This is a genomic window from Pseudarthrobacter sp. L1SW, from assembly GCF_020809045.1.
Taxonomy (GTDB): domain Bacteria; phylum Actinomycetota; class Actinomycetes; order Actinomycetales; family Micrococcaceae; genus Arthrobacter.
The window spans coordinates 318,022-337,761 of sequence record NZ_CP078079.1 but is presented as its reverse complement, the minus strand read 5'-3'; the positions used below and the strand labels follow the sequence as shown (position 1 = coordinate 337,761).

The 19,740-nt window shown below is 66.0% G+C and carries 20 protein-coding genes; 12 read left to right on the top strand and 8 right to left on the bottom strand.

Annotated features, from left to right (window positions below; all coding sequences use genetic code 11):
* Nucleotides 1–75 precede the first annotated feature (75 nt).
* Nucleotides 76–1,449 carry a DNA repair protein RadA gene (radA, locus tag KTR40_RS01605; RefSeq protein WP_228405079.1) on the top strand — a complete coding sequence of 458 codons (1,374 nt, stop codon included), beginning with the start codon at nucleotides 76–78 and terminating at the stop codon, nucleotides 1,447–1,449.
* Here the strand turns inward: radA and KTR40_RS01600 are convergent, their stop codons facing one another.
* A complete protein-coding gene (locus tag KTR40_RS01600; protein WP_139027525.1) occupies nucleotides 1,450–1,719 on the bottom strand; it encodes a hypothetical protein in 270 nt (89 codons plus the stop codon).
* 119 nt (nucleotides 1,720–1,838) lie between these two features.
* Between KTR40_RS01600 and KTR40_RS01595 the strand changes: the two genes are divergently transcribed.
* The gene (locus tag KTR40_RS01595) at nucleotides 1,839–2,312 is read left to right on the top strand and encodes an NUDIX domain-containing protein (RefSeq protein ID WP_228405078.1); all 474 of its coding nucleotides are present in this window, start codon (nucleotides 1,839–1,841) and stop codon (nucleotides 2,310–2,312) included.
* A 111-nt stretch (nucleotides 2,313–2,423) separates the two neighbouring features.
* Here KTR40_RS01595 and KTR40_RS01590 read toward each other — a convergent pair whose 3' ends face one another.
* Genes KTR40_RS01590 through KTR40_RS01575 form a run of 4 tightly spaced genes read right to left on the bottom strand, consistent with a single transcriptional unit; the run spans nucleotide 2,424 to nucleotide 5,979 of the window.
* Nucleotides 2,424–2,828, bottom strand: a complete 405-nt coding sequence (locus tag KTR40_RS01590; RefSeq protein ID WP_228405077.1) for a universal stress protein — start codon at nucleotides 2,826–2,828, stop codon at nucleotides 2,424–2,426.
* Complete coding sequence (locus KTR40_RS01585) at nucleotides 2,825–4,372, bottom strand: tripartite tricarboxylate transporter permease (RefSeq protein WP_228405076.1); 1,548 nt, start codon at nucleotides 4,370–4,372, stop codon at nucleotides 2,825–2,827. The genes KTR40_RS01590 and KTR40_RS01585 overlap by 4 nt, the downstream gene beginning before the upstream one ends.
* A gap of 9 nt (nucleotides 4,373–4,381) precedes the next feature.
* On the bottom strand, nucleotides 4,382–4,966 hold the full coding sequence (locus KTR40_RS01580; protein ID WP_228405075.1) for a tripartite tricarboxylate transporter TctB family protein: 585 nt from the start codon (nucleotides 4,964–4,966) through the stop codon (nucleotides 4,382–4,384).
* Nucleotides 4,967–4,971: 5 nt separating this feature from the next.
* Entirely contained in the window at nucleotides 4,972–5,979 is a 1,008-nt protein-coding gene (locus KTR40_RS01575) for a tripartite tricarboxylate transporter substrate binding protein (RefSeq protein WP_228405074.1), read from the bottom strand.
* 140 nt (nucleotides 5,980–6,119) lie between these two features.
* On the opposite strand from KTR40_RS01575, the gene KTR40_RS01570 reads away from it, so the two are divergent.
* The 5 genes from KTR40_RS01570 (at nucleotide 6,120) to KTR40_RS01550 (ending at nucleotide 12,510) form a co-directional block, all read left to right on the top strand.
* Nucleotides 6,120–7,004, top strand: a complete 885-nt coding sequence (locus KTR40_RS01570; RefSeq protein WP_228405073.1) for a LysR family transcriptional regulator — start codon at nucleotides 6,120–6,122, stop codon at nucleotides 7,002–7,004.
* A gap of 136 nt (nucleotides 7,005–7,140) precedes the next feature.
* Complete coding sequence (kdgD, locus tag KTR40_RS01565; protein ID WP_228405072.1) at nucleotides 7,141–8,055, top strand: 5-dehydro-4-deoxyglucarate dehydratase; 915 nt, start codon at nucleotides 7,141–7,143, stop codon at nucleotides 8,053–8,055.
* A gap of 34 nt (nucleotides 8,056–8,089) precedes the next feature.
* Nucleotides 8,090–9,703, top strand: a complete 1,614-nt coding sequence (locus tag KTR40_RS01560; protein ID WP_228405071.1) for an aldehyde dehydrogenase (NADP(+)) — start codon at nucleotides 8,090–8,092, stop codon at nucleotides 9,701–9,703.
* Nucleotides 9,700–11,028 carry an enolase C-terminal domain-like protein gene (locus KTR40_RS01555; RefSeq protein ID WP_228405070.1) on the top strand — a complete coding sequence of 443 codons (1,329 nt, stop codon included), beginning with the start codon at nucleotides 9,700–9,702 and terminating at the stop codon, nucleotides 11,026–11,028. The genes KTR40_RS01560 and KTR40_RS01555 overlap by 4 nt, the downstream gene beginning before the upstream one ends.
* A 129-nt stretch (nucleotides 11,029–11,157) precedes the next feature.
* Complete coding sequence (locus tag KTR40_RS01550; RefSeq protein WP_228405069.1) at nucleotides 11,158–12,510, top strand: MFS transporter; 1,353 nt, start codon at nucleotides 11,158–11,160, stop codon at nucleotides 12,508–12,510.
* A 40-nt stretch (nucleotides 12,511–12,550) separates the two neighbouring features.
* On the opposite strand, the gene KTR40_RS01545 is transcribed toward KTR40_RS01550, so the two are convergent.
* Both KTR40_RS01545 and KTR40_RS01540 read right to left on the bottom strand, forming a co-directional pair.
* On the bottom strand, nucleotides 12,551–13,795 hold the full coding sequence (locus KTR40_RS01545; protein ID WP_228405068.1) for a beta-ketoacyl synthase: 1,245 nt from the start codon (nucleotides 13,793–13,795) through the stop codon (nucleotides 12,551–12,553).
* 6 nt (nucleotides 13,796–13,801) lie between these two features.
* Nucleotides 13,802–15,415 carry a peptide chain release factor 3 gene (locus KTR40_RS01540; RefSeq protein WP_228405067.1) on the bottom strand — a complete coding sequence of 538 codons (1,614 nt, stop codon included), beginning with the start codon at nucleotides 15,413–15,415 and terminating at the stop codon, nucleotides 13,802–13,804.
* Between the two features lie 262 nt (nucleotides 15,416–15,677).
* On the opposite strand from KTR40_RS01540, the gene KTR40_RS01535 reads away from it, so the two are divergent.
* The 4 genes from KTR40_RS01535 to disA all read left to right on the top strand — a co-directional run bounded on the left by KTR40_RS01535 (nucleotide 15,678) and on the right by disA (nucleotide 17,849).
* Nucleotides 15,678–15,890 (top strand): hypothetical protein, encoded by a 213-nt coding sequence (locus tag KTR40_RS01535; protein WP_139027521.1) that lies wholly within the window; start codon nucleotides 15,678–15,680, stop codon nucleotides 15,888–15,890.
* 87 nt (nucleotides 15,891–15,977) lie between these two features.
* Nucleotides 15,978–16,118, top strand: coding sequence for a hypothetical protein (locus tag KTR40_RS01530; RefSeq protein WP_171058879.1), 141 nt, complete (start codon nucleotides 15,978–15,980; stop codon nucleotides 16,116–16,118).
* Nucleotides 16,119–16,158: 40 nt separating this feature from the next.
* Nucleotides 16,159–16,350, top strand: a complete 192-nt coding sequence (locus KTR40_RS01525; RefSeq protein ID WP_139027520.1) for a MarR family transcriptional regulator — start codon at nucleotides 16,159–16,161, stop codon at nucleotides 16,348–16,350.
* 422 nt (nucleotides 16,351–16,772) lie between these two features.
* Entirely contained in the window at nucleotides 16,773–17,849 is a 1,077-nt protein-coding gene (gene disA, locus KTR40_RS01520; protein ID WP_139027519.1) for a DNA integrity scanning diadenylate cyclase DisA, read from the top strand.
* 66 nt (nucleotides 17,850–17,915) lie between these two features.
* Here the strand turns inward: disA and KTR40_RS01515 are convergent, their stop codons facing one another.
* On the bottom strand, nucleotides 17,916–18,605 hold the full coding sequence (locus KTR40_RS01515) for a hypothetical protein (protein WP_139027518.1): 690 nt from the start codon (nucleotides 18,603–18,605) through the stop codon (nucleotides 17,916–17,918).
* Nucleotides 18,606–18,878: 273 nt separating this feature from the next.
* On the opposite strand from KTR40_RS01515, the gene KTR40_RS01510 reads away from it, so the two are divergent.
* A complete protein-coding gene (locus KTR40_RS01510; protein WP_304940899.1) occupies nucleotides 18,879–19,715 on the top strand; it encodes an A/G-specific adenine glycosylase in 837 nt (278 codons plus the stop codon).
* Nucleotides 19,716–19,740: the final 25 nt, after the last annotated feature.

Genomic DNA, 19,740 nt, shown 5'->3' with positions numbered 1-19,740 from the left:
GGCTGGGCCCACGCGGCAGGGTCCTCCAGGGGGCGGCAGCCCGGAATGTCGGAGCCCGCCACTAGGGTTGGACGCATGGCTACAAAGACTTCCCGGGCATCCAAGGCGCCCGCCTACAAGTGCGCTGAATGCGGCTGGACCACCGTCAAATGGGTGGGCCGCTGCGGCGAGTGCCAGGCGTGGGGCACTGTTGAGGAGACCGGCACCGCCGTTGCGCGTACGACGGCGGCCACAACAGTTGTAGAGCCGGCCCGCCGCATTGCCGAGGTGGATGCCACTACGGCGGCGTTCCTGCCGACGGGCGTTGACGAACTGGACCGGGTGCTGGGCGGCGGCCTGGTCCCCGGCGCGGTGATACTGCTGGCCGGCGAGCCCGGCGTCGGCAAGTCCACGCTGCTGCTGGACGTGGCCGCCAAGTTCGCGCGGACGGCCCAGGACGTGCTGTACGTGACCGGGGAAGAGTCCGCGGCGCAGGTGAAGCTCCGCGCGGAGCGGATCGACGCCGTGGCCGAATCCCTCTATCTTTCCGCGGAAACGGACCTCGGCCAGGCGCTGGGGCAGGTGGAGAAGATCGAGCCCCGGCTCCTGATCGTGGACTCGGTCCAGACCCTCAGCAGCGCCGATGTCGACGGCAGCGCGGGGGGCGTGTCCCAGGTCCGGGAGGTTGCCGCGTCCATTATTGCCGCGGCCAAGCGCCGCAACATGACAACCCTGCTGGTGGGCCACGTGACCAAGGACGGCTCCATCGCCGGGCCGCGCCTGTTGGAGCACCTGGTGGATGTGGTGTGCCAGTTTGAGGGCGAACGCCATTCCCGGCTGCGGCTGCTTCGTGCCGTCAAGAACCGCTACGGGCCCACCGACGACGTCGGCTGCTTCGACCTGAACGAGAACGGCATTGAAGGCCTCGCTGATCCCAGCGGGCTTTTTGTCAGCCGTACCAAGGAACCGGTCTCCGGAACCTGCATCACCGTGACCATGGAAGGCCGGCGGCCCCTGCTGGCCGAGGTGCAGTCGCTGCTCGCCGAGAGCCCCAACTCACAGCCGCGGCGGGCAACCAGTGGCCTGGACAGTTCCCGGGTGTCCATGCTGCTCGCCGTCCTGCAGCAGCGCGCGGGAACACTGCTGCACAAGGACGACTCCTACGTGGCCACGGTGGGCGGAGTAAAGCTCAGCGAACCCGCCACGGACCTTGCCGTTGCCCTTGCCGTTGCCTCGGCCAAGGCCCGCAAGCCGCTGCCCATCCGGCTCATTGCCTTTGGAGAAGTGGGCCTGGCGGGCGAGGTCCGTCCTGTTCCGGGCATCAACCAGCGCATCCAGGAGGCCCACCGCCTCGGGTTTACGCACGCGGTGGTTCCTGCGAGCCATGCGGGCCCCGGACCAATACCGGCAGGTTTCTCCGTGCGGGAAGTGGAACACCTGACCGAGGCCCTGAGCCTGCTGATCGGGTAGCTAGCCAAGCTGCGGCAGGGAATCCGGATCGTCCTGGTGGGCGTTGAATAGCCAGCCGGACACGTCGCTGCGCAGCACCAGCAGCGGTCCGCCCGTGGCGGTGACGTTTCCGGTGGGCACGTAGTAGCCGCGGCCGGAGCCCGGCCCGCCGGCCGCCCGGTCCAGGGCATCCACCAGATACCGCGGCAGGTGGCCCTGAGGACCAAGGCTGCGAAGCTCTTCAAGTTCTTCCGGCGTAAGCCGACCCAAAACCTCAGCAATATTGGCCATGACGGGTCCCTTCGAGCAGAGTGCCTGAAGGAATAACCTAAAGCAGCGCCGTGAACTGCAGGTTAACGTTTGACGGCATCTTCTGTTTTTTTGTGGAACATCCATCCCCTGGAGGACAAATGCCCGTTACGAGTGCAGGGCTCCTGTTGTACCGGCAGGGTGCCGGGGGCCTGCTGGAGGTGTGGATTGCCCACATGGGCGGCCCGTTCTGGGCCCGCAAGGACGCCCACGCCTGGTCCATCCCAAAGGGTGAATACTCCGCAGGCGAGGACCCCCTGGCTGCCGCCTTGCGGGAGTTCGCCGAGGAGATGGGAACTCCCGCACCCCACGCGGACTACCAGCACCTCGGCCAGTTCCGGCAGCCCTCGGGCAAGGTCATCACGGTGTTCGCCGCGGAGCAGGACTTCCGGCCGGAACGCATCGTCAGCAACACGTTTGCCTTGGAGTGGCCCAGGGGTTCAGGCAGGATCCAGCAGTACCCGGAAATTGACGACGCCCGCTGGTTCCCGGAACCGGAAGCCCGGCTCAAGCTGGTGAAGGGCCAGCTGCCAATCCTGGATGCGCTGGCCGAGCATGTGCGCGCGGGATCCTAGGACTGCCCCACCTCGCCAACTACCCGCGCTCCGGGCACCCGCTACCGGGCTTCGCACCCTTTGGTGCGCGGGTGCGTTGTCCACATGCGGGTGGGATGCAGGCCCTGGCGCCTAGAAGTGGCCGTTGTCCGCTTTGACGGCCAGGACCGGGCGGTCCGCCTGCATCAGGATCTGCTGTGCGTGGCTGCCCAGGATGAACTTACCCACCTGGGTGCGGTGCCGCAGCCCGATGACGATGAGCGAAGCATCCACTTCCCGGGCGACGTCCAGGAACTCGTCGGCAAGATCGTGCTGGTAGGGCGGCTGGATGACGGTGGCTGTCACGCCGTCGTCCGCGGCCCGCTGGGCTGCCTTCGCCAGGACGTCCTCCGTTGCCACGGCTTTGTCCACCAGGGCGCCCTGGCGGGCAGAGTTGACGATGAATAAATCTTGCTGCCGGAGCTTCGCTTCGGCGATGCCTGCTGCGAGGGCGGCCTCACCTGCCGGCGTGGGAACGAATCCGACGATGATGCTCATACCTTCTCCTTGATGTTGTTGGCGGTGCCACTGTTGGCGGAGCCGGCGGACGCCGTCGTGCCTTTGCGCTTGGCGAGCACGCTGCGGATGCCCGGCAGCACGGCCACCAGGATGAAGACCACCAGCAGGGTGGCAGAGATGGGGCGGGTGAAGAAGCCGGCGGGATCGCCGCCGAAGACCAACAGCGAGCGCCGGAGCGAGCTCTCCAGCAGTTCACCCAGGACGAAGGCCAGGACCAGCGGGCCCGGTTCGAAACCGAACTTCTTCATCAGGTAACCGACGACGCCGAAGACCACTACGAGCGTTACATCAAACATGCTGTTGTTGATGGTGTAGGCACCCAACAGCGTGATCAGTGCCGTGATCGGGGCGAGGATTGCCGCGCGGACGCGGAGGATCTTCACGAAGATGCCCACCAGCGGCAGGCTCATGATCAGGAGCAGGATGTTCCCGATGTACATCGAATTCACAACACCCCAGAACAGCTCCGGGTTCTGCTCAACGAGCTGCGGGCCGGGCGTGACGCCCTGGATCAGCAGCGCACCGAACATGAGTGCCATGGTGGCGTTGGCCGGGATTCCGAGGGTCAGCAGCGGAATGAACGACGACGTCGCTGCCGCGTTGTTGGCTGTTTCCGGGCCTGCCACTCCTTCAGGAGCTCCCTTGCCGAACCGCTCGGGCTGCTTGGCACGCTTCTTTTCCATGGCGTACGAGGCCATGGACGCGATGGTGGCGCCGCCGCCGGGCAGGATGCCCAGGAAGAACCCCAGGACGGAGCCGCGGCCGATGGAACCGGAGGCCTGTTTCAGGTCCGAGCGCGAGGGCCAGACGTTGGCTACCTTCGACGGTGCTTTCGCGGCACGGTGCCGTTCCTCGAGGTTGTAGAGGATCTCGCCCAGGCCAAAGATGCCCATCGCGATGGGAACGAAGTCGATGCCGTCTGCGAGCTGCATGCTGCCGAAGGTAAACCGGCTTTCACCCGTGAAGATGTCCCTGCCCACAGTGGCCAGCAGCAGCCCGATGGCCGCTGCGATCAAGGCCTTGGCTTTGGCGCCGCTGCTGATGGTGGCCACGAGGAGGATGCCCAGGAGGGCCAGGGCGGAGTATTCGGGCGGGCCGAAGTCCAATGCGAAGCTGGCCACAAGCGGTGCCAGGAAGGTCAGGCCGATGATCGCGGCCGTGCCTCCAATGAACGATCCGATTGAGGCCAGGCCCAGGGCGGTACCGGCCCGGCCCTGCCGAGCCATTTGGTAGCCGTCAAAGACCGTGACCACCGAGGACGCCTCACCGGGGAGGCGCAGAAGGACGGAGGTGATGGTGCCGCCGTACTGCGCGCCGTAGAAGATGCCGGCCAGCATGATGATGGCGGTGACGGGTTCCACGTTGTAGGTCAGCGGAAGCAGGATGGCGATTGTTGCCGCCGGCCCCAACCCGGGCAGCACGCCGATCAGCATCCCGATGACTACGCCGATCAGGCAGTAGAGGAGGTTCGTCGGCTCCAGGACGACTGAAAATCCGTTAATCACAGGATTCAGGAAATCCACGGTTGTCTCCTAGAAGAGATGGGGAATGGAGGTGTTGAGCGCGAGGACGAAGATTCCGTAGAACGCGACAACAACGAGTGTGCTGACCACGAGCGTGGACCGCCAGGTCTCGCCGCCGAGGAACCGCATCCAGATGATGCAGAGAACCAGGGCCGGGACTTCGAATCCGATCACCGGCATCAGCGCCACCATGGCCGCCAGCGTCACCAGTCCGGTGAGCGGGGCGAAGGACATCCGGGTGAACTTTTCAGCGTCGCGGTTGCGCCGGCCCAGGACCAGCTGGAAAAGCCCCAGGGCCACCATGACGCAGCTGATCATGAACGGCCACAGGCCCGGTTGCGGGCTGGCGGGGGTGCCCAGGCCCATGGCGACCGACAGGACAAGCGCACCGATTCCGACGGCAAGCACCATCAGGGAGGATGCGGTATTCGCCAGGGCTCCCGCCGACGGCGGTTTTTCTTCTTCCCACTGGGCCGCGAGCTGCTCGGGCGTGAGGGCTTCGGGAGCTCCTTCGGGTACGTCAGCGTGAGCGTCCCCGCCGGACGGGACGGCAGAGCTGCCCCGTCCGGCGGATACTGCTGGAGTTGTCTCCATGGCTGTTACTTGTTTCCGCCGAGGTTGATGCCGTGCTTCTCCACCAGTTCCTTGTATTTCGCGGCGTAGTCCTTCCACTGCGTCGTGACTTCCTCGCCGGAGATCTCCTTGGGCGTCAGCAGGTTCTTCTTGTTGAACTCCTGGTACGCCTCGGTCTTGAAACTTTCCCGGAACGCGGCGAGCAGCTTGTCTTTCACGTCCTGCGGGGTTCCCTTGGGGGCTGCCACGGCACGGTACTGGGCTACGGGCACGTCGTAGCCCGCTTCCTTCGCGGACGGGACGTCAGGAAGGAAGGCGTTGCGCTCTTCGGAGAAGACCAGCAGCGGTGCCACCTTTCCGGCTTCAATCTGCGGCATGGCCTCGCCAAGCTGGATAGTGGCAAGTTCCACCTGGTTGCCGAGTACCGCGGTCAGCGCCGGCTTACCGCTGTCGAACGGAACATCGGTGCCCTGGACGCCGGCCTGCTTGAACAGGACAGTCTGGGCCAGCTGGCTGCCGGTGCCTACACCGGTGGTGCCAAAGGTGACGTTCCGGCCGGCATCGGTGACATCCTTGAAGCTCTTGAAACCCGACTGGCCGCTGGCAACCAGGACGTAGTCGTCCTGGGACAGCCCTGCGATGATGTCGAGATCGTCGATGTTGACGGCTTCGTCAGCGGAGACAGCCAAGGGCGTGATGGTGATCAGGGAAGCGTTGAGCAGCACGAGCTCCTGGCCATCGGCGGGCTTGCCTGCCACTTCCTTGGTTGCCAGCGCCCCGTTTGCGCCTGGCTTGTTTACTACCGGCATCGGTGCACCGAGGGTCTTGGCGGCGCCTTCAGCGAGTGCGCGCGCAATCAGGTCGGTGCTGCCGCCGGCAGCCTGGCCGACAGTGAGGGTGACCGGGCCGGCGGGGTACTTGGACGCGTCGGGGGCGGCGCCGCCGGCAACATTGCCGCCGCAGGCGGTCAGCGCCAGCAGGGTGAAGACCGACGCTGTTCCCAGGATGGTGCGGCGGGTGGGGAAGTGCTTCATTGGAACTCCTCGTTAAGTCTCCGGGCGGGGTCCGGACAATCTGTGAACCGGGTCACCCCGATTCGCTTTGTCGAGTGTAGGGAGCAGTTATGATGCCTGTCTAAGCCCAAAACTGCATCAAGTGATACCCGGAAGGCATCATGTTCACATTCGACCAACTGGCCGGCTTCATTGCCGTCGCTGAGGAACTGCACTTTGGACGGGCAGCTGAGCGGCTGAACATGACCCAGCCCCCGCTGAGCCGCCAAATCCAGAAACTTGAAAAAACCGTCGGCGCTGAACTGCTGGAGCGGGACAACCGCAAAGTCGAACTGACCTCTGCAGGGCAGGCGTTCCTGGACGAGGCCCGGCGGTTGATGGCGCTCGCCGAACGGGCCCCCGCCACTGCAAGGCGCATCGCCTCCGGACGCTCCGGCGTGCTCCGTATCGGCTTCACCGCGGCCAGTGGTTTCAGCATCCTGGGCCCGCTGCTGGAGGAGCTTTCCGGGATCATCCCGGATGTGGACATCGACCTGCAGGAACTCGTGACGGGCGACCAGTTGAATGGCCTGCTGACCGGCGAGCTTGATCTCGGCCTAGCCCGGCCCCCCTTCGACAGGGAGACCTTCGATTCCCACTTGCTGTACCGGGAGTCCTTGGTGCTGGCCGCTCCCACCGGCCACCCGTTGACCCTGCTCGCCCGGGACATCACGGCGGAAGACTTCAAGGACGAGCCGCTGATCATGCACTCCCCCACCCAGGCCCGCTATTTCTACGACCTCGTGGTCCGCATGCTGCCAATACGCCATGCCAACGTTGTGCACACGGTCAGCCAGATCCTCACCATGGTGTCCCTGGTGTCCGCCAACAGGGGTCTGGCCTTCGTCCCCCATTCGGCCACGCTGCTGGGGATAAAGGGCGTTGAGTTCCTGCCGCTTGGCGTGGGCAACGAGGAGCAGGTGGAATTGCACGCATTATGGAACCGCCGGATCACCAACCCCGCGCTGGCACGCCTCTTGCGCGACCTCGAGTTCTCCATGGAGTAACCCGCCCCGGAGACAGTTATGCCTCAAAGGTATCAATACATACAAAAGTGCACTTAGACAGGCATCGGCACCGCTCCTACGCTGGGAAGGAATCATCACCCCGCCGCCCGCGGCACACACACCGGAGGACCACATCGTGGCAAAGTACTCACCCCAGGAACTGGCGGACACCCTCAAGGAAGGCCTGCTGTCCTTTCCTGTCACTTCGTTCGACGCAGAGCTGCAGTTCGACGAGGAGAACTACCGCAAGCACCTGGCGTGGCAGGCGAGTTTCCCGGTGGCCGGCCTGTTCGCGGCAGGCGGCACGGGCGAGGGCTTTTCCCTCACCCCGGCCGAATCCGCGCACGTTGTCCGGACCGCCGTCGACGAAGTGGGAAGCCGGGTGCCCGTCCTCGCCTCGGCCGGCGGGTCCACCGCACAGGCAATCGAGAACGCCAAGGCCGCCGAAGCTGCGGGGGCGGAGGGCATCCTCCTGCTGCCGCCGTATCTGACCGAAGCCGACCAGGAGGGGCTGATCGAACACGTCAGCGCCATCTGCAGCGCCACTTCCCTGGGCGTCATCATCTACAACCGCGCCAACGCCATCTACAAGGACACCACCGTTGCCGCATTGGCAGAGCGACATGAAAACCTCATCGGCTTCAAGGACGGCGTGGGCGACCTCGAGCACGACGCCCGGGTCTACGCCAAGCTCGGAGACCGGCTCTTCTACCTGGGCGGCCTCCCCACAGCCGAGACCTTTGCCCTGCCCTTGCTCCAGCTCGGCATGAGCACCTACTCCAGTGCCATGTACAACTTCGTTCCGCAGTTCGCCCTGGATTTCTACCGGGACGTCCGCAACAACGATCGCGTGGCCGTCAACAAGAAGCTGAACGACTTCGTGATCCCCTATCTGGACATCCGGGACCGGGTGAAGGGCTACTCTGTCTCCATCGTCAAGGGCGGCCTCGACGCCATCGGCCGCTCGGCCGGACCTGTCCGCCCACCGCTGCAGAACCTCGCAGAGCAGGACCTTGCCGACCTCAAGGCCCTGATCGCCAGCGTTTCCTGACCGTCCCTGATCCCCTCTCCTAGGAGTAATCATCGTGACCCTCACCGGACACTCCCTGATCGCCGGACAGACCGTCGTCGGCGAAGGCAAAACGGCCTTCGGCTTCAACCCGGCCACCAATGAACAGCTGGACCCCGCCTACTCCCTGATCACAGAGGACCAGTTGAAGACCGCCACGGCCGCGGCGGCTGAAGCCTACCCGTCGTTCAGCACGCTGGATCCGGAAACCCACGCCGCTTTCCTGGAAGCCATCGCGGACAACATCGAGGCTATCGGCGAGGAACTCATCATCCGCGCCGGCCAGGAGACCGGGCTGCCCGCGGCAAGGCTGCAGGGCGAACGGGCCCGCACCACCGGGCAGCTGCGGCTCTTCGCCGATGTGGTCCGCCAGGGCGACTTCCGCGGCGTCCGCATCGACCCGGCCATCCCGGACCGTTCTCCCCTGCCCCGCGCGGACATCCGCCAGCGCCAGATCCCGCTCGGTCCCGTGGCCGTGTTCGGTGCCAGCAACTTCCCGTTCGCGTTCTCGACGGCGGGCGGGGACACCGCCTCGGCCCTCGCCGCAGGCTGCCCGGTCATTTTCAAGGCGCACAACGCCCACCCCGGCACCGGGGAACTGGTGGGGCACGCGGTCGTCAAGGCCGTGAAGGACTCCGGCCTGCACCCAGGCGTGTTCTCCCTGGTCTACGGCCCCGGTGCGAGCATCGGCCAGGCCCTCGTGGCGGACCCGCACATCAAGGCCGTTGGCTTCACCGGTTCCCAGGCTGCCGGCATCGCCCTCATGAAGACCGCCGCCGCCCGGCGCGAACCCATTCCGGTCTATGCCGAAATGTCCTCCCTGAACCCTGTCTTCGTCTTCGAAGGCGCCCTGAACGGCTCCGCCGAACACATCGACGCACTCGCGCAGCAGTACGTCACCGCTGTCACCGGCAGCTCCGGCCAGCTCTGCACCTCCCCCGGCCTGCTCTTCGCCCCCGCCGGCGAGGCAGGGGACAAACTCGCAGCCGCCGTCGCACGCGCTGTTTCCGCCTGCTCCGGGCAGACCATGCTTACCGAAGGAATCGCCGGATCCTGGAACGCCGGAACTGAAACACTGGGCAGCGCAGCAGGCGTTGACCTGATCGGAAAAGGCCTGCAAGGCGCCACCCGGAACGCTCCGGCCCCCACCATCTTCGGCACCCAGGTCCGCGACTTCGTCACCAACCACGTCCTGCATGAGGAAATCTTCGGCGCCGCCTCCCTGGTGATCCGCTACAACACCACCGAAGAGCTCCTCGACGCCGCGGCACGGATCGAAGGCCAGCTCACCGCCTCGCTGCACCTGGCCGAAGAGGATTATCCGACGGCGGCGCCCCTGATCCCGGTCCTGGAGCAGAAAGTGGGCCGCATCATCGTCAACGGCTGGCCCACCGGCGTCGAAGTAGGCCACGCCATGGTCCACGGCGGCCCCTTCCCCGCCACCTCCGATTCCCGCAGCACCTCGGTGGGTACCCTGGCGATCAACCGGTTCCTCCGGCCTGTCGCCTACCAGAACATCCCCCAGGAGCTCCTCCCCCAGCCGCTCCAGGACACCAACCCCTGGCACCTCAACCGCCGGATCAACGGCGATGTGGTTCCCGCTGCACAGAAAGCAGAGGTCGGCGCATGAGCACGCAGCCCACCATCACCGGCATCGAAGTTGTTCCGGTTGCCGGTTACGACAGCATGCTGATGAACCTCAGCGGCGCCCACGGCCCGTTTTTCACCCGCAACGTGGTGATTATTACCGATTCCCACGGCCGCACCGGCCTTGGCGAGGTGCCCGGCGGTGAGAAGATCCGCACCACCATCGAAGAAGCCGGCGCCCTGATTAACGGCAAACCGGTGGCCCGGTACCGTTCGCTGCTGCGTGAGATTGCCGCTGGGTTCGCCGACCGCGACGCTGGGGGCCGCGGCCTGCAGACCTTCGACCTGCGCACTACGGTCCATGCTGTCACTGCCGTCGAGTCGGCCCTGCTGGACCTGCACGGCCAGTTCCTCGGCGTCCCTGTCGCTGAACTGCTCGGCGACGGACAGCAGCGCACCTCGGTGCCGATGCTCGGCTACCTTTTCTTCATCGGCGACCATGCCCGCACCGACCTGCCCTACCTCGTAGAAGACGCACCTGCCGACCGGTGGGAAAAGCTCCGCCGCCAGGAGGCAATGACCCCGGAAGCCGTCGTCGCCCTCGCCGAGGCGGCCCAGGAACGCTACGGCTTCAGCGACTTCAAACTCAAGGGCGGCGTGCTCGCCGGTGACGACGAAGTGGACGTTGTCACTGCCCTCGCCAAGCGTTTCCCGGAGGCCAGGGTGACGCTCGATCCCAACGGCGGCTGGCTCCTAAACGAAGCAATACGGCTGGGCAAGCGGATGCAGGGCGTGGTGGCCTACGCCGAGGATCCGTGTGGTGCCGAAGGACGGTTCTCGGGCCGCGAAGTGATGGCCGAGTTCCGCCGCGCCACCGGCCTGAAGACGGCCACCAACATGATTGCCACGGACTGGCGGGAGATGTCCCACGCCATCCGGAGCAACGCCGTGGACATCCCGCTGGCGGATCCGCATTTCTGGACCATGCACGGCTCAGTTCGCGTCGCGCAGATGTGCCGGGAGTTCGGCCTTACGTGGGGATCGCACTCGAACAACCATTTCGACATCTCGCTGGCCATGTTCACCCACACCGGGGCAGCCGCCCCGGGCGAAATCACCGCCCTGGACACGCACTGGATCTGGCAGGACGGCCAGGGTCTGACCAAGGAACCGCTGCAGATCAGGGGCGGCGCCATCGAAGTCCCCAACAGGCCCGGCCTGGGCATCGAACTGGACCGGGACGCCCTGGACAAGGCGCACCAGCTGTACCTGGAGCACGGCCTCGACGCCCGTGACGACAGCATCGGCATGCAGTATTACATCGACGGCTGGTCCTTCGACCCCAAGCGGCCCTGCCTGGTCCGCTAGCAACTGCCGCCTGGCAAGTTATGCCGGCTGCAGTCCAGTAAAGTGGTGGGGTCGCCGTGAGCGGCCCCGCTGTGTTGTGCCGGGCCCTGCAGCCGGCCTGCGTTATCCAATCCCCTAAGGAAACATTCAATGATGTCTGTGGACAATGCTGTCTCGGACGTGGCCTCGGCCACGAAGAAGTTCTTCAAGCGCGTGCTGCCCATCATGCTGGTGATGCTGGTCTGCAACCAGCTCAACCGCTCCAACATCGGTTACGCGCAGGACCACCTGCAGGCTGATGTGGGCATCGGTGCCGCTGCCTACGGTTTTGGGGCGGGACTGTTCTTCATCGCCTACGCCATCTTCGAACTCCCAAGCAACGTGATGATGGAAAAGTACGGCGCCAAAGTATGGCTGACCAGGATCATGGTCAGCTGGGGCACGGTCTCCTTCCTGATGGCTTTCGTGCAGAACGAAACCATGTTCTACGTGCTGCGCTTCCTGCTGGGCGCCGCCGAGGCCGGCTTCTTCCCCGCCGTCATTTTCTACTTCGCCCGCTGGGTCCCGGCGGGCCAGCGCGGCAAGGCCACTGCGATCTTCATTGCCGGTTCCTCCATTGCCGCCGCAATTTCCGGCCCCATCGCCGGCATGCTCCTCAGCCTCCACGGCGCGCTCGGCCTGCGCGGCTGGCAGTGGCTCTTCGGCTTTGAGGGCGCCCTGTCTGTGGTGGTCGGTTTCGCAGTGTTCTTTGTCCTGGATGCCAGGATCAAGGACGCGAAATGGCTTTCCGCCGCGGAAAAGGACGCCCTGACCCGCGCCATCGCTGCTGAGGACGCGCAGCACACCCCGGCAGGGGGCGGCAAGGTGAACCGCTGGAAGATGCTGCTCAACCCGCAGATCCTGCTGCTGTGCGGCATCTACTTCTCCGTGCAGCTGTCCATCTACGCCAACACGTTCTGGCTCCCCAGCATCATCAAGCAGATCCCAGGCACCACGGACCTCACCGTCGGTTTCCTCTCCTCCATCCCGTGGGTCTGTGCCGTGTTCGCCATGTACTTCGCGGCGAAGCTGCAGGACAAGGCCAGGTCAAAGAAGCCGCTGCTGGTGGTTGCCCTGCTGGTCGCCGCCGTCGGAACCTTTGCGGCAGCCATCGCGTCGCCGGTCATGGCGCTGGTGTTCCTGGCCATCGCCGCGATGGGCTTCAAGAGCGCATCCCCGCTGTTCTGGACCATCCCGCAGTCAGGCCTGCACCCGCTGGTGCTGGCACCGGCAATCGCGATCATCAACTCGCTGGGCAACCTGGGCGGATTCGTGGCACCGTTCGGTTTCGGCATCATCAAGGAGCAGACCGGCAGCGTCATCCCCGGCCTCTTTGCGCTGGCCGCCGCCTCGACGATTGCCGCAGTTTTGGTGTACTTCGTGAAGGAACGCCGCACCGACAACGGTGCGGCAGCAGAGGGTCGCGAACTGCCCGTGGAGGCTCCGGTCCCGAGCCGGGGCTGACGCGTTGCGGGTGCAGCGCCCCTGCCCGGGGCAGGGGCTGCTATGCGCCCGTAATCACCAGGGCAACGCTGTGCCCGCCGAAACCGAAGGCGTTCACCAGCCCGGCCGGAGGAGTTCCCGGCTGGAGCCGGTGAACGTCTTCGGTGACGACGTTGAGGTCGACCTCGGGATCCTGTTCCTCGACGTTCAGCGTCCCGGGAAGCATCCCGGTGCGCAGGGCTTCCACCACCACGACGGCGGCCAGCGCCCCGGCGCCGCCCAGCAGGTGGCCGGTGTGCCCCTTCGTTGAAGTCACGGGTATACCGGCGCCGAAGATGGCGTTGATGGCCTGGCCCTCGAGCCGGTCGCCAACAGGGGTGGACGTGGCATGCGCGTGCACGAAGCCGATGTCCCCGGCGGCCATGCCGGCGGATTCGAGCGCCTTCTGCATCACGCGCCGCTGCATGGCAGGATCGGCTGCCACGATGTCGTTCGCGTCGGACGTCACCGCTCCCCCGGCCACCGCGCCCAGCACGGCGGCGCCGCGTGCCCGCGCGTGCTCCTCGCTCTCCAGCACCACCACGCCGGCGCCCTCGGCGAGCACAAAGCCGTCCCGGCCGCCGTCGAACGGCCGTGATGCCCGCTGCGGGTCGTCGTTGCGGGTGGACAGGGCGCGGATCTGGGAGAAGCCGGTGATCACAAGGTCGTTGACCGAGGCGTCAACGCCGCCGGCAATCACGACGTCGGCAGCGCCTGAGCGGATCATCTCGGCTGCCTGGACAATCGCCTCAGCCCCGGAGGCGCAGGCGCTGACCGGCGTCCGGGCGCCGCCACGGGCCCCTAGGTCGATGGATACCCAGGCCGCCGGGCCGTTGACCATAAGCCGGGTAAGGGTGTGCGGCGAGACCTTGCGCGGGCCTGATGCTGCCAGGGTCCGGTCCTGTTCCAGGGTGGAGCCGAGGCCGCCATATGCGGAGCCGATCACCACGGCGAAGCGTTCGGGATCGACGTCCGGGGCGCCGGCCTGTTTCCAGGCTTCGCGGGCCGCGATGAGCGCCAGCTGGCCGCAGCGGTCCATGCGCTTCATTTCGCGGGTGCTGAGGTGCCCGGAAAGGTCAGCCGTGACCTGTCCCGCCATCTTCACCGGCAACTGCTCAGCCCACGCCTCCGCAAGCGGCGCGATCCCGGACTTTCCGGCCACCAGGCCGGCCCAGGTTTCGGGCACGGACGAGCCGACCGGGTTGATGGTGCCGACGCCGGTGACCAGCGCGCGGGGCTGTGTTGCACCGGCTTGAACTGCGTTCATGGTTCGCTACTTTGCTGGGTTGTGGGTGCCGATGGGCATCAGGGTGAGGTCCGGGTGGTTCTTTTCGATGCGCCGGAGCGCCCAGACGTCATTGAACAAGGCGAGGTATTCGCCGTCGGACCGCAAAAGCACCTCTGCGCCCGGTACGTTGGCGAGCGCAGGCATGGCGTCCGCCGTCGAAATCCTGGCCAGGGAGTAAGGCAGGCGTTCCAGGCGCATGGGCGCGCTGAAGTCGTGCGCCATGCGGTCCTCCACCACTTCGAACTGCATGGGGCCGACGGCGGCAAGCACCGGAGCCTGGTCGCCGCGGACGTCCGAGCGGAGCACCTGGATGACGCCCTCGTGTTCGAGCTGCTCGATGCCGCGGCGGAACTGCTTGAACTTGCTGGGGTCCTTGGAGCGAGTCACCTGGAAGTGTTCCGGGGCGAACAGCGGGATGGCGGGATACTCCACGGGGCCTTCGAGGAACAGGCTGTCCCCCACGCGAAGGGAGGAGGCGTTGACCAGGCCGACAACGTCCCCGGGGTACGCCTCGTCGATCACTTCGCGTTCACGGCCGAACACCTGCTGGGCGTACTTGGTTGCGAAGGACTTGCCGGTACGGGTCTGCGTGACCACCATGCCGCGCTCGAAGACACCTGAACAGACGCGGATGAAGGCTACGTGGTCCCGGTGGGCCTTGTTCATGCCCGCCTGGACCTTGAACACGAAGCCGGAGAACGGGGATTCGACCGGCCTGGGGTTGCCCTCGATGTCCGGGCGCGGAGCTGCCGGCGGGGCGAAGTCCACCAGCGCGTCCAGGAGTTCCTTGACGCCGAAGTTCAGCGCGGCGGAGCTGAACAGGATGGGGGTGGCCTTGCCTGCGTGGAAGGCCTCGACGTCGAACTCCAGGTTGGATTCGATGACCAGGCCGGCCTCGTCCACGGCGTCGGACCAGTTGCTGCCCTGGCTTTCCGCAGCCTCCTCGGGGGTGAAGTACTCGGTGATGGCAATCTGGGCGCCGGCGTTGTTGCGCTGGAACCGGGCGAAGCGGTCATTGCGGAGGTCCCAGACGCCGCGGAAGTCGCCAGAGATGCCCACAGCCCATGTGAGGGGCATGGGCTGCAGGCCGGTGCGTTCGGTGATTTCGTCCATCAGGGCCAGGGCGTCCAGGCCCGGGCGGTCCCACTTGTTGATGACGGTGATGATGGGCAGGTTGCGCTGCTTGCAGACCTCGAAGAGCTTCATGGTCTGGGTTTCCAGGCCCTTGGCGGCGTCCACGAGCATCACGGCGCAGTCGACGGCGGCCAGCACCCGGTAGGTGTCCTCGGAGAAGTCGGCGTGGCCGGGGGTGTCCAGGAGGTTGATGACGGTGTCCCGGTAGGAGAACTGCAGCGCCGCGGAGCTGATGGAGATGCCGCGGTCCTTCTCCATCTGCATCCAGTCGGAGACGGTTTCCTTGCGGTTGGCCTTGCCGCTGGAGGCGCCGGCGGTGCCGATCACCTTCGCGTGCAGGGCGAGCGCTTCGGTGAGCGTGGACTTGCCGGCGTCGGGGTGCGAAATGACAGCAAAGGTCCGGCGCCGGCCCGCCTCTTTGTGGATACCGGAGATCCGGGCGGGGGTCAGGACATCTTGGGACACGGTGCTACTTTCGCTGCGGTTTGGGACTGCCCGGGCGGTGCCTCGTGGGGCGTTGAGGCGTTGGACCGGGGGAACGGGCTGGCAAACAGCCAAGTTCCAGTTTATCGCAGGGCGGCAAACCGGCCCCGGCGCCACTTAACGCCACCGAAACGGAACGTTCAAAGCCGCGAAACGACGCCCCGCTACCGTGACCCGCATGGACACCAATCACAACCCGGCGCGCAAATGCCACCTGCGCCGCACGGATCGGATCTGAGCGGCAGTGCAGGGTGTTTCCTTTTCCGGCAACCTGTTCTTCGATCCCCTGGCCACCGGCCTGGCACCCGCCCGGATGCAGGACCCCGATTCACGCGGGAACGCAGTGGAACCGCGCCGGGGAACGCAGACTCCGGCCGAGCAGAAAGCCCTCAGGGCGGCGTCTCTTTCGAAGGTCAGCAAGGACCTGGAGCGGATGCTGCGGGACCGGATGCGCTGACTCCGGTGTTACACCCTATTGCACCGTACTGTAATGCGGCATTACACTTTAACAACAGGAAAAGCAGAAAGGAGGAGCACAAAGAACGTGAGCAAGCGCGAAAAGCTCGTGCTGAAGTTCTGCGACTACTACTCGTTCATGTCGTACTCGGACTTCCGGGCATGGGTTGAGGCAGACGATGAGTCCGCCCCCACCATGTCCTATTCACAGTCCACCGGCATCGCCTAGGGACTATGCCTGGCACCCAAGGGCGGGATGGAATTGACTCATGCAGGAAGAAAAACCAACAGTCCCGCTCCTTGGCTACATGGAGATAGCTGAAGCAATCGGCCAGGACGTCAGCCTTATCCGGGTTTGGAAGAACCGCGGAAAGCTTCCCAACCCCGATTTCCAGCTCGGACAGTCCCCTGGCTGGCTGGCGGAAACCATCAATCCCTGGATCCAGGAGCACCGGCAGTAAACCGGCCATACTCCATGCCGCCCAAGGGCAGGCGCACCCCTATGCCCACCCGGCCACCGCCGTCGAACGCTTACCGAAGCCCTTCCCCCTGCCGGGACCTTCCTCCCCTGCCACCACCCGCCGCGTCCCGCTGTGCCGCGCCGGAAGTGCGGGAGCGTCCGGCAAAAGGCCACATTAAGTGAGAGAGCGTCGCAGCATGGGGACGGCAAAAATGCCCACCCGGCCACCCGTCGTCGGACGCGTTCCTGAGCCCCTGCGCGCACCCCCTAACGGGGCACTTTGGGGCTTACCCGTGCGGAAGATGGTGTTCCTTACCCCTATCATTGAGCTTGCGGGAAACAGAGCACTTTCTGGTCCTGCCGGCAACCTGCTGAAGCCGGCATTCTTGCGGGCGGCCGCCTGCACCTTTGAAGGGAACACCTATGGCGCGGAGCCCCGAAGAATCACTCAGGGCAACTCTTGGCAGGGTGGCACCCGGCACTCCCCTTCGCGACGGCCTCGAGCGGATCCTGCGGGGACGGACAGGTGCACTGATCGTCTTGGGCTCAGACCGGACCATCGACTCCATCTGCTCCGGCGGCTTCGACATCGGCATTGACTTCTCCCCCACGCGGCTCCGCGAACTCGCCAAGATGGACGGCGCCATTATCTGCGACAAGGACGCCGGCAACATCCTCCGCGCAGCCGTCCAGCTGGTCCCGGACTCCAGCATCGAGACCCAGGAGTCCGGCACGCGGCACCGCACAGCCGAACGCGTTGCCATCCAGACCGGCGTGCCGGTCATCTCCGTCAGCCAGTCCATGCAGATCATCGCCCTCTACGTCAACGGCCTGCGCCACGTCCTGGAGGGCTCGGAGAAGGTGCTGGCACGCGCCAACCAGGCCCTGGCCACCCTGGAGCGCTACCGCTCGCGCCTGGACCAGGTCACCAGCTCCCTCTCGGCCCTGGAAATCGAAGCCATGGTCACCGTGCGGGACGTGGCTGTCACGCTGCAGCGGCAGGAAATGGTCCGGCGCATCTCCGAGGAAATTGCCCAGTACGTCCTGGAGCTCGGCGAGGACGGCCGGCTGCTCTCCCTGCAGCTCGACGAACTCACGGTGGGCAGGGGCCCCGGCAGCGACGTCATCATCCGCGACTATGGTTCTCCGGATGCCACTCCGGAGGACATCGAGAAGGCCGTCAGCGCCTTGGTCAACCTTGGCCCCACGGAGCTGATCGACCTCGGAAAGATTTCCGGAATCGTGGGGTTTGCGGGCGGCGAAGCCAACCTCGACGCCGTTGTGCAGCCGCGCGGCTACCGCCTGCTGTCAGGGCTGAAGGCGGTTCCCCGGGCTGTCGCGGACCGCCTAGTTGACCACTTCGGCGGGCTCCAGTTCCTGATGGCCGCCACCATCGATGACCTGATGACCGTGGACGGCATCGGTGACCAGCGCGCCCGCACTGTCCGTGAAGGCCTCAGCCGGATGGCGGAAGCAAGCCTGCTGGACCGCTTCCTCTAGCCTCCATCGAGTGCTCCGCAGACGTCCTTTTGGAGGCTGACAACGGCATCTATGGAGCAATCGATGCTAATTCAGCTGGAAAACGGCCTTGGGGCTGGCCTTGGAACCAAGCTTCGCGGTGAAAATGTAGTACGCCCCGCCCCCGCCCGGCTTGGCTTCGACAGGCTGGCAGCCCTCCACGCTCCGATTGCGGGACCAGGGGAAATTGGCGGTCTCGCTGGCACCGGGCGCAATCACCTTCAGCAGGTCCTCGCTCTTTGCCTGGCAGTCACGGGAGGAGAAAATCCGGTCCGCGCCGCTGGTCACCAGGAACTCCATCTGGGACGTGCCGATGTTGACCTCGCACGGCATGGTGCCGCCGTTGGTCACCTTGAGCGTGAGCATCGGGTTCTCCTCCGGCCCGTAGGCTGCCTTGTCCGTGGAGGCTGAAACCGTTACCAGGTTCTGGTTGCAGGTTGGAGTGGCCGACGGCGTGGGCGTCGCCGCAGGTTCGGTGGCGGAGGCGGACGGTGCCCCGGGGGCAGGATCGGCGGGCGCCGTGGCTCCGGCCGCGGGGTCGGCGGAGGAAACCTGCTCCGACTTGCCGCTGAACGCACCGGCAACGGCGAAGGCGGCCACCAGCGCTATGACCAACAGGAGCGCCCCGCCTACAAACAGCCGACGGCGGCGGTAGACTGCCGCGCTTGGCTTGCGGACGGCGCTGGAACCGGATGCCGGTGCCCCGCCGCGTGGTGATGAATTGCCTTGCCTGCCCATACTTCTAGGCTAGGGAACTGCCCCACATCTGCTAACCACCACGCCGCCGCGCCGCCAACGATCTGGTCACATCCGGTTTTCAGCCAGCCACGACGCATCCATTACAGTGTTGGCATCGACACTGCATCCTCCACTGCCGCCTTTTCCGCGCTTCCTGCCGGCCCCGCCGGAAGTGCCGTAGAACTCAACACGCTGCACGAACGCATCAACGCCTGGTTCGCCGAAACCGCCCGGGACCTGCCCTGGCGTGAGCCCGGCTGCTCCCCGTGGGGGATCCTGGTGAGCGAGATCATGCTGCAGCAGACTCCTGTGGTGAGGGTGCTGCCGGTATGGCACGAGTGGCTGAAGCGCTGGCCCTCCCCGGCAGGACTTGCCGGCGAACCTGCCGGGGAGGCCGTCCGCTCCTGGGGCCGGCTGGGGTATCCGCGCCGCGCGCTCCGGCTGCATGCGGCGGCAGTGGCAATAGCCCAGGACCATAACGGCAAGGTCCCGGACACGAACCCGGAACTGCTGGCCCTTCCCGGGGTCGGCAGCTACACCGCTGCCGCTGTGGCGGCCTTTGCGTACGGCCGGCGGGAAACCGTGGTGGACACCAACATCCGGCGCGTTCACGCCCGGCTGGTCAGCGGCACAGCCCTCCCGGCCCCTGCACTCACTGCGGCAGAGATGCGGCTGGCAGCTTCACTCCTGCCCGCCGCGGACCATTCTTCAGTCCGGTGGAACGCGGCGGTCATGGAACTGGGCGCACTCGTGTGCACGGCACGTGCGCCCAAGTGCGCCGCCTGCCCCGTCAACGACCTTTGTGCCTGGCGGGCAGCAGGCGAGCCGCCGCCGTCGTATGTCCCCAAGGGCCAGGCGTGGCACGGGACGGACCGCCAGGTCCGGGGCGCCGTGGTGGCTGTGCTGCGGCTGGCCGAGGCTCCGGTGCCGCCGGAGATGTTCTATCGGGAGCCCGCGGACCTGGGTTTCGCGCCGGCGGGGATGGGCGTCCCTCTCGCGGCACTGCACAGGCTTAATTCCGCCCCGGAGCAGCTGGAGCGGGCGCTGGCAGGGCTGCTCGCCGACGGCTTGGCGGAGATCCACGACGGCGGCTTTCGGCTTCCTGCCTAGGCACACCACGTTCCGGTGGCTGGGC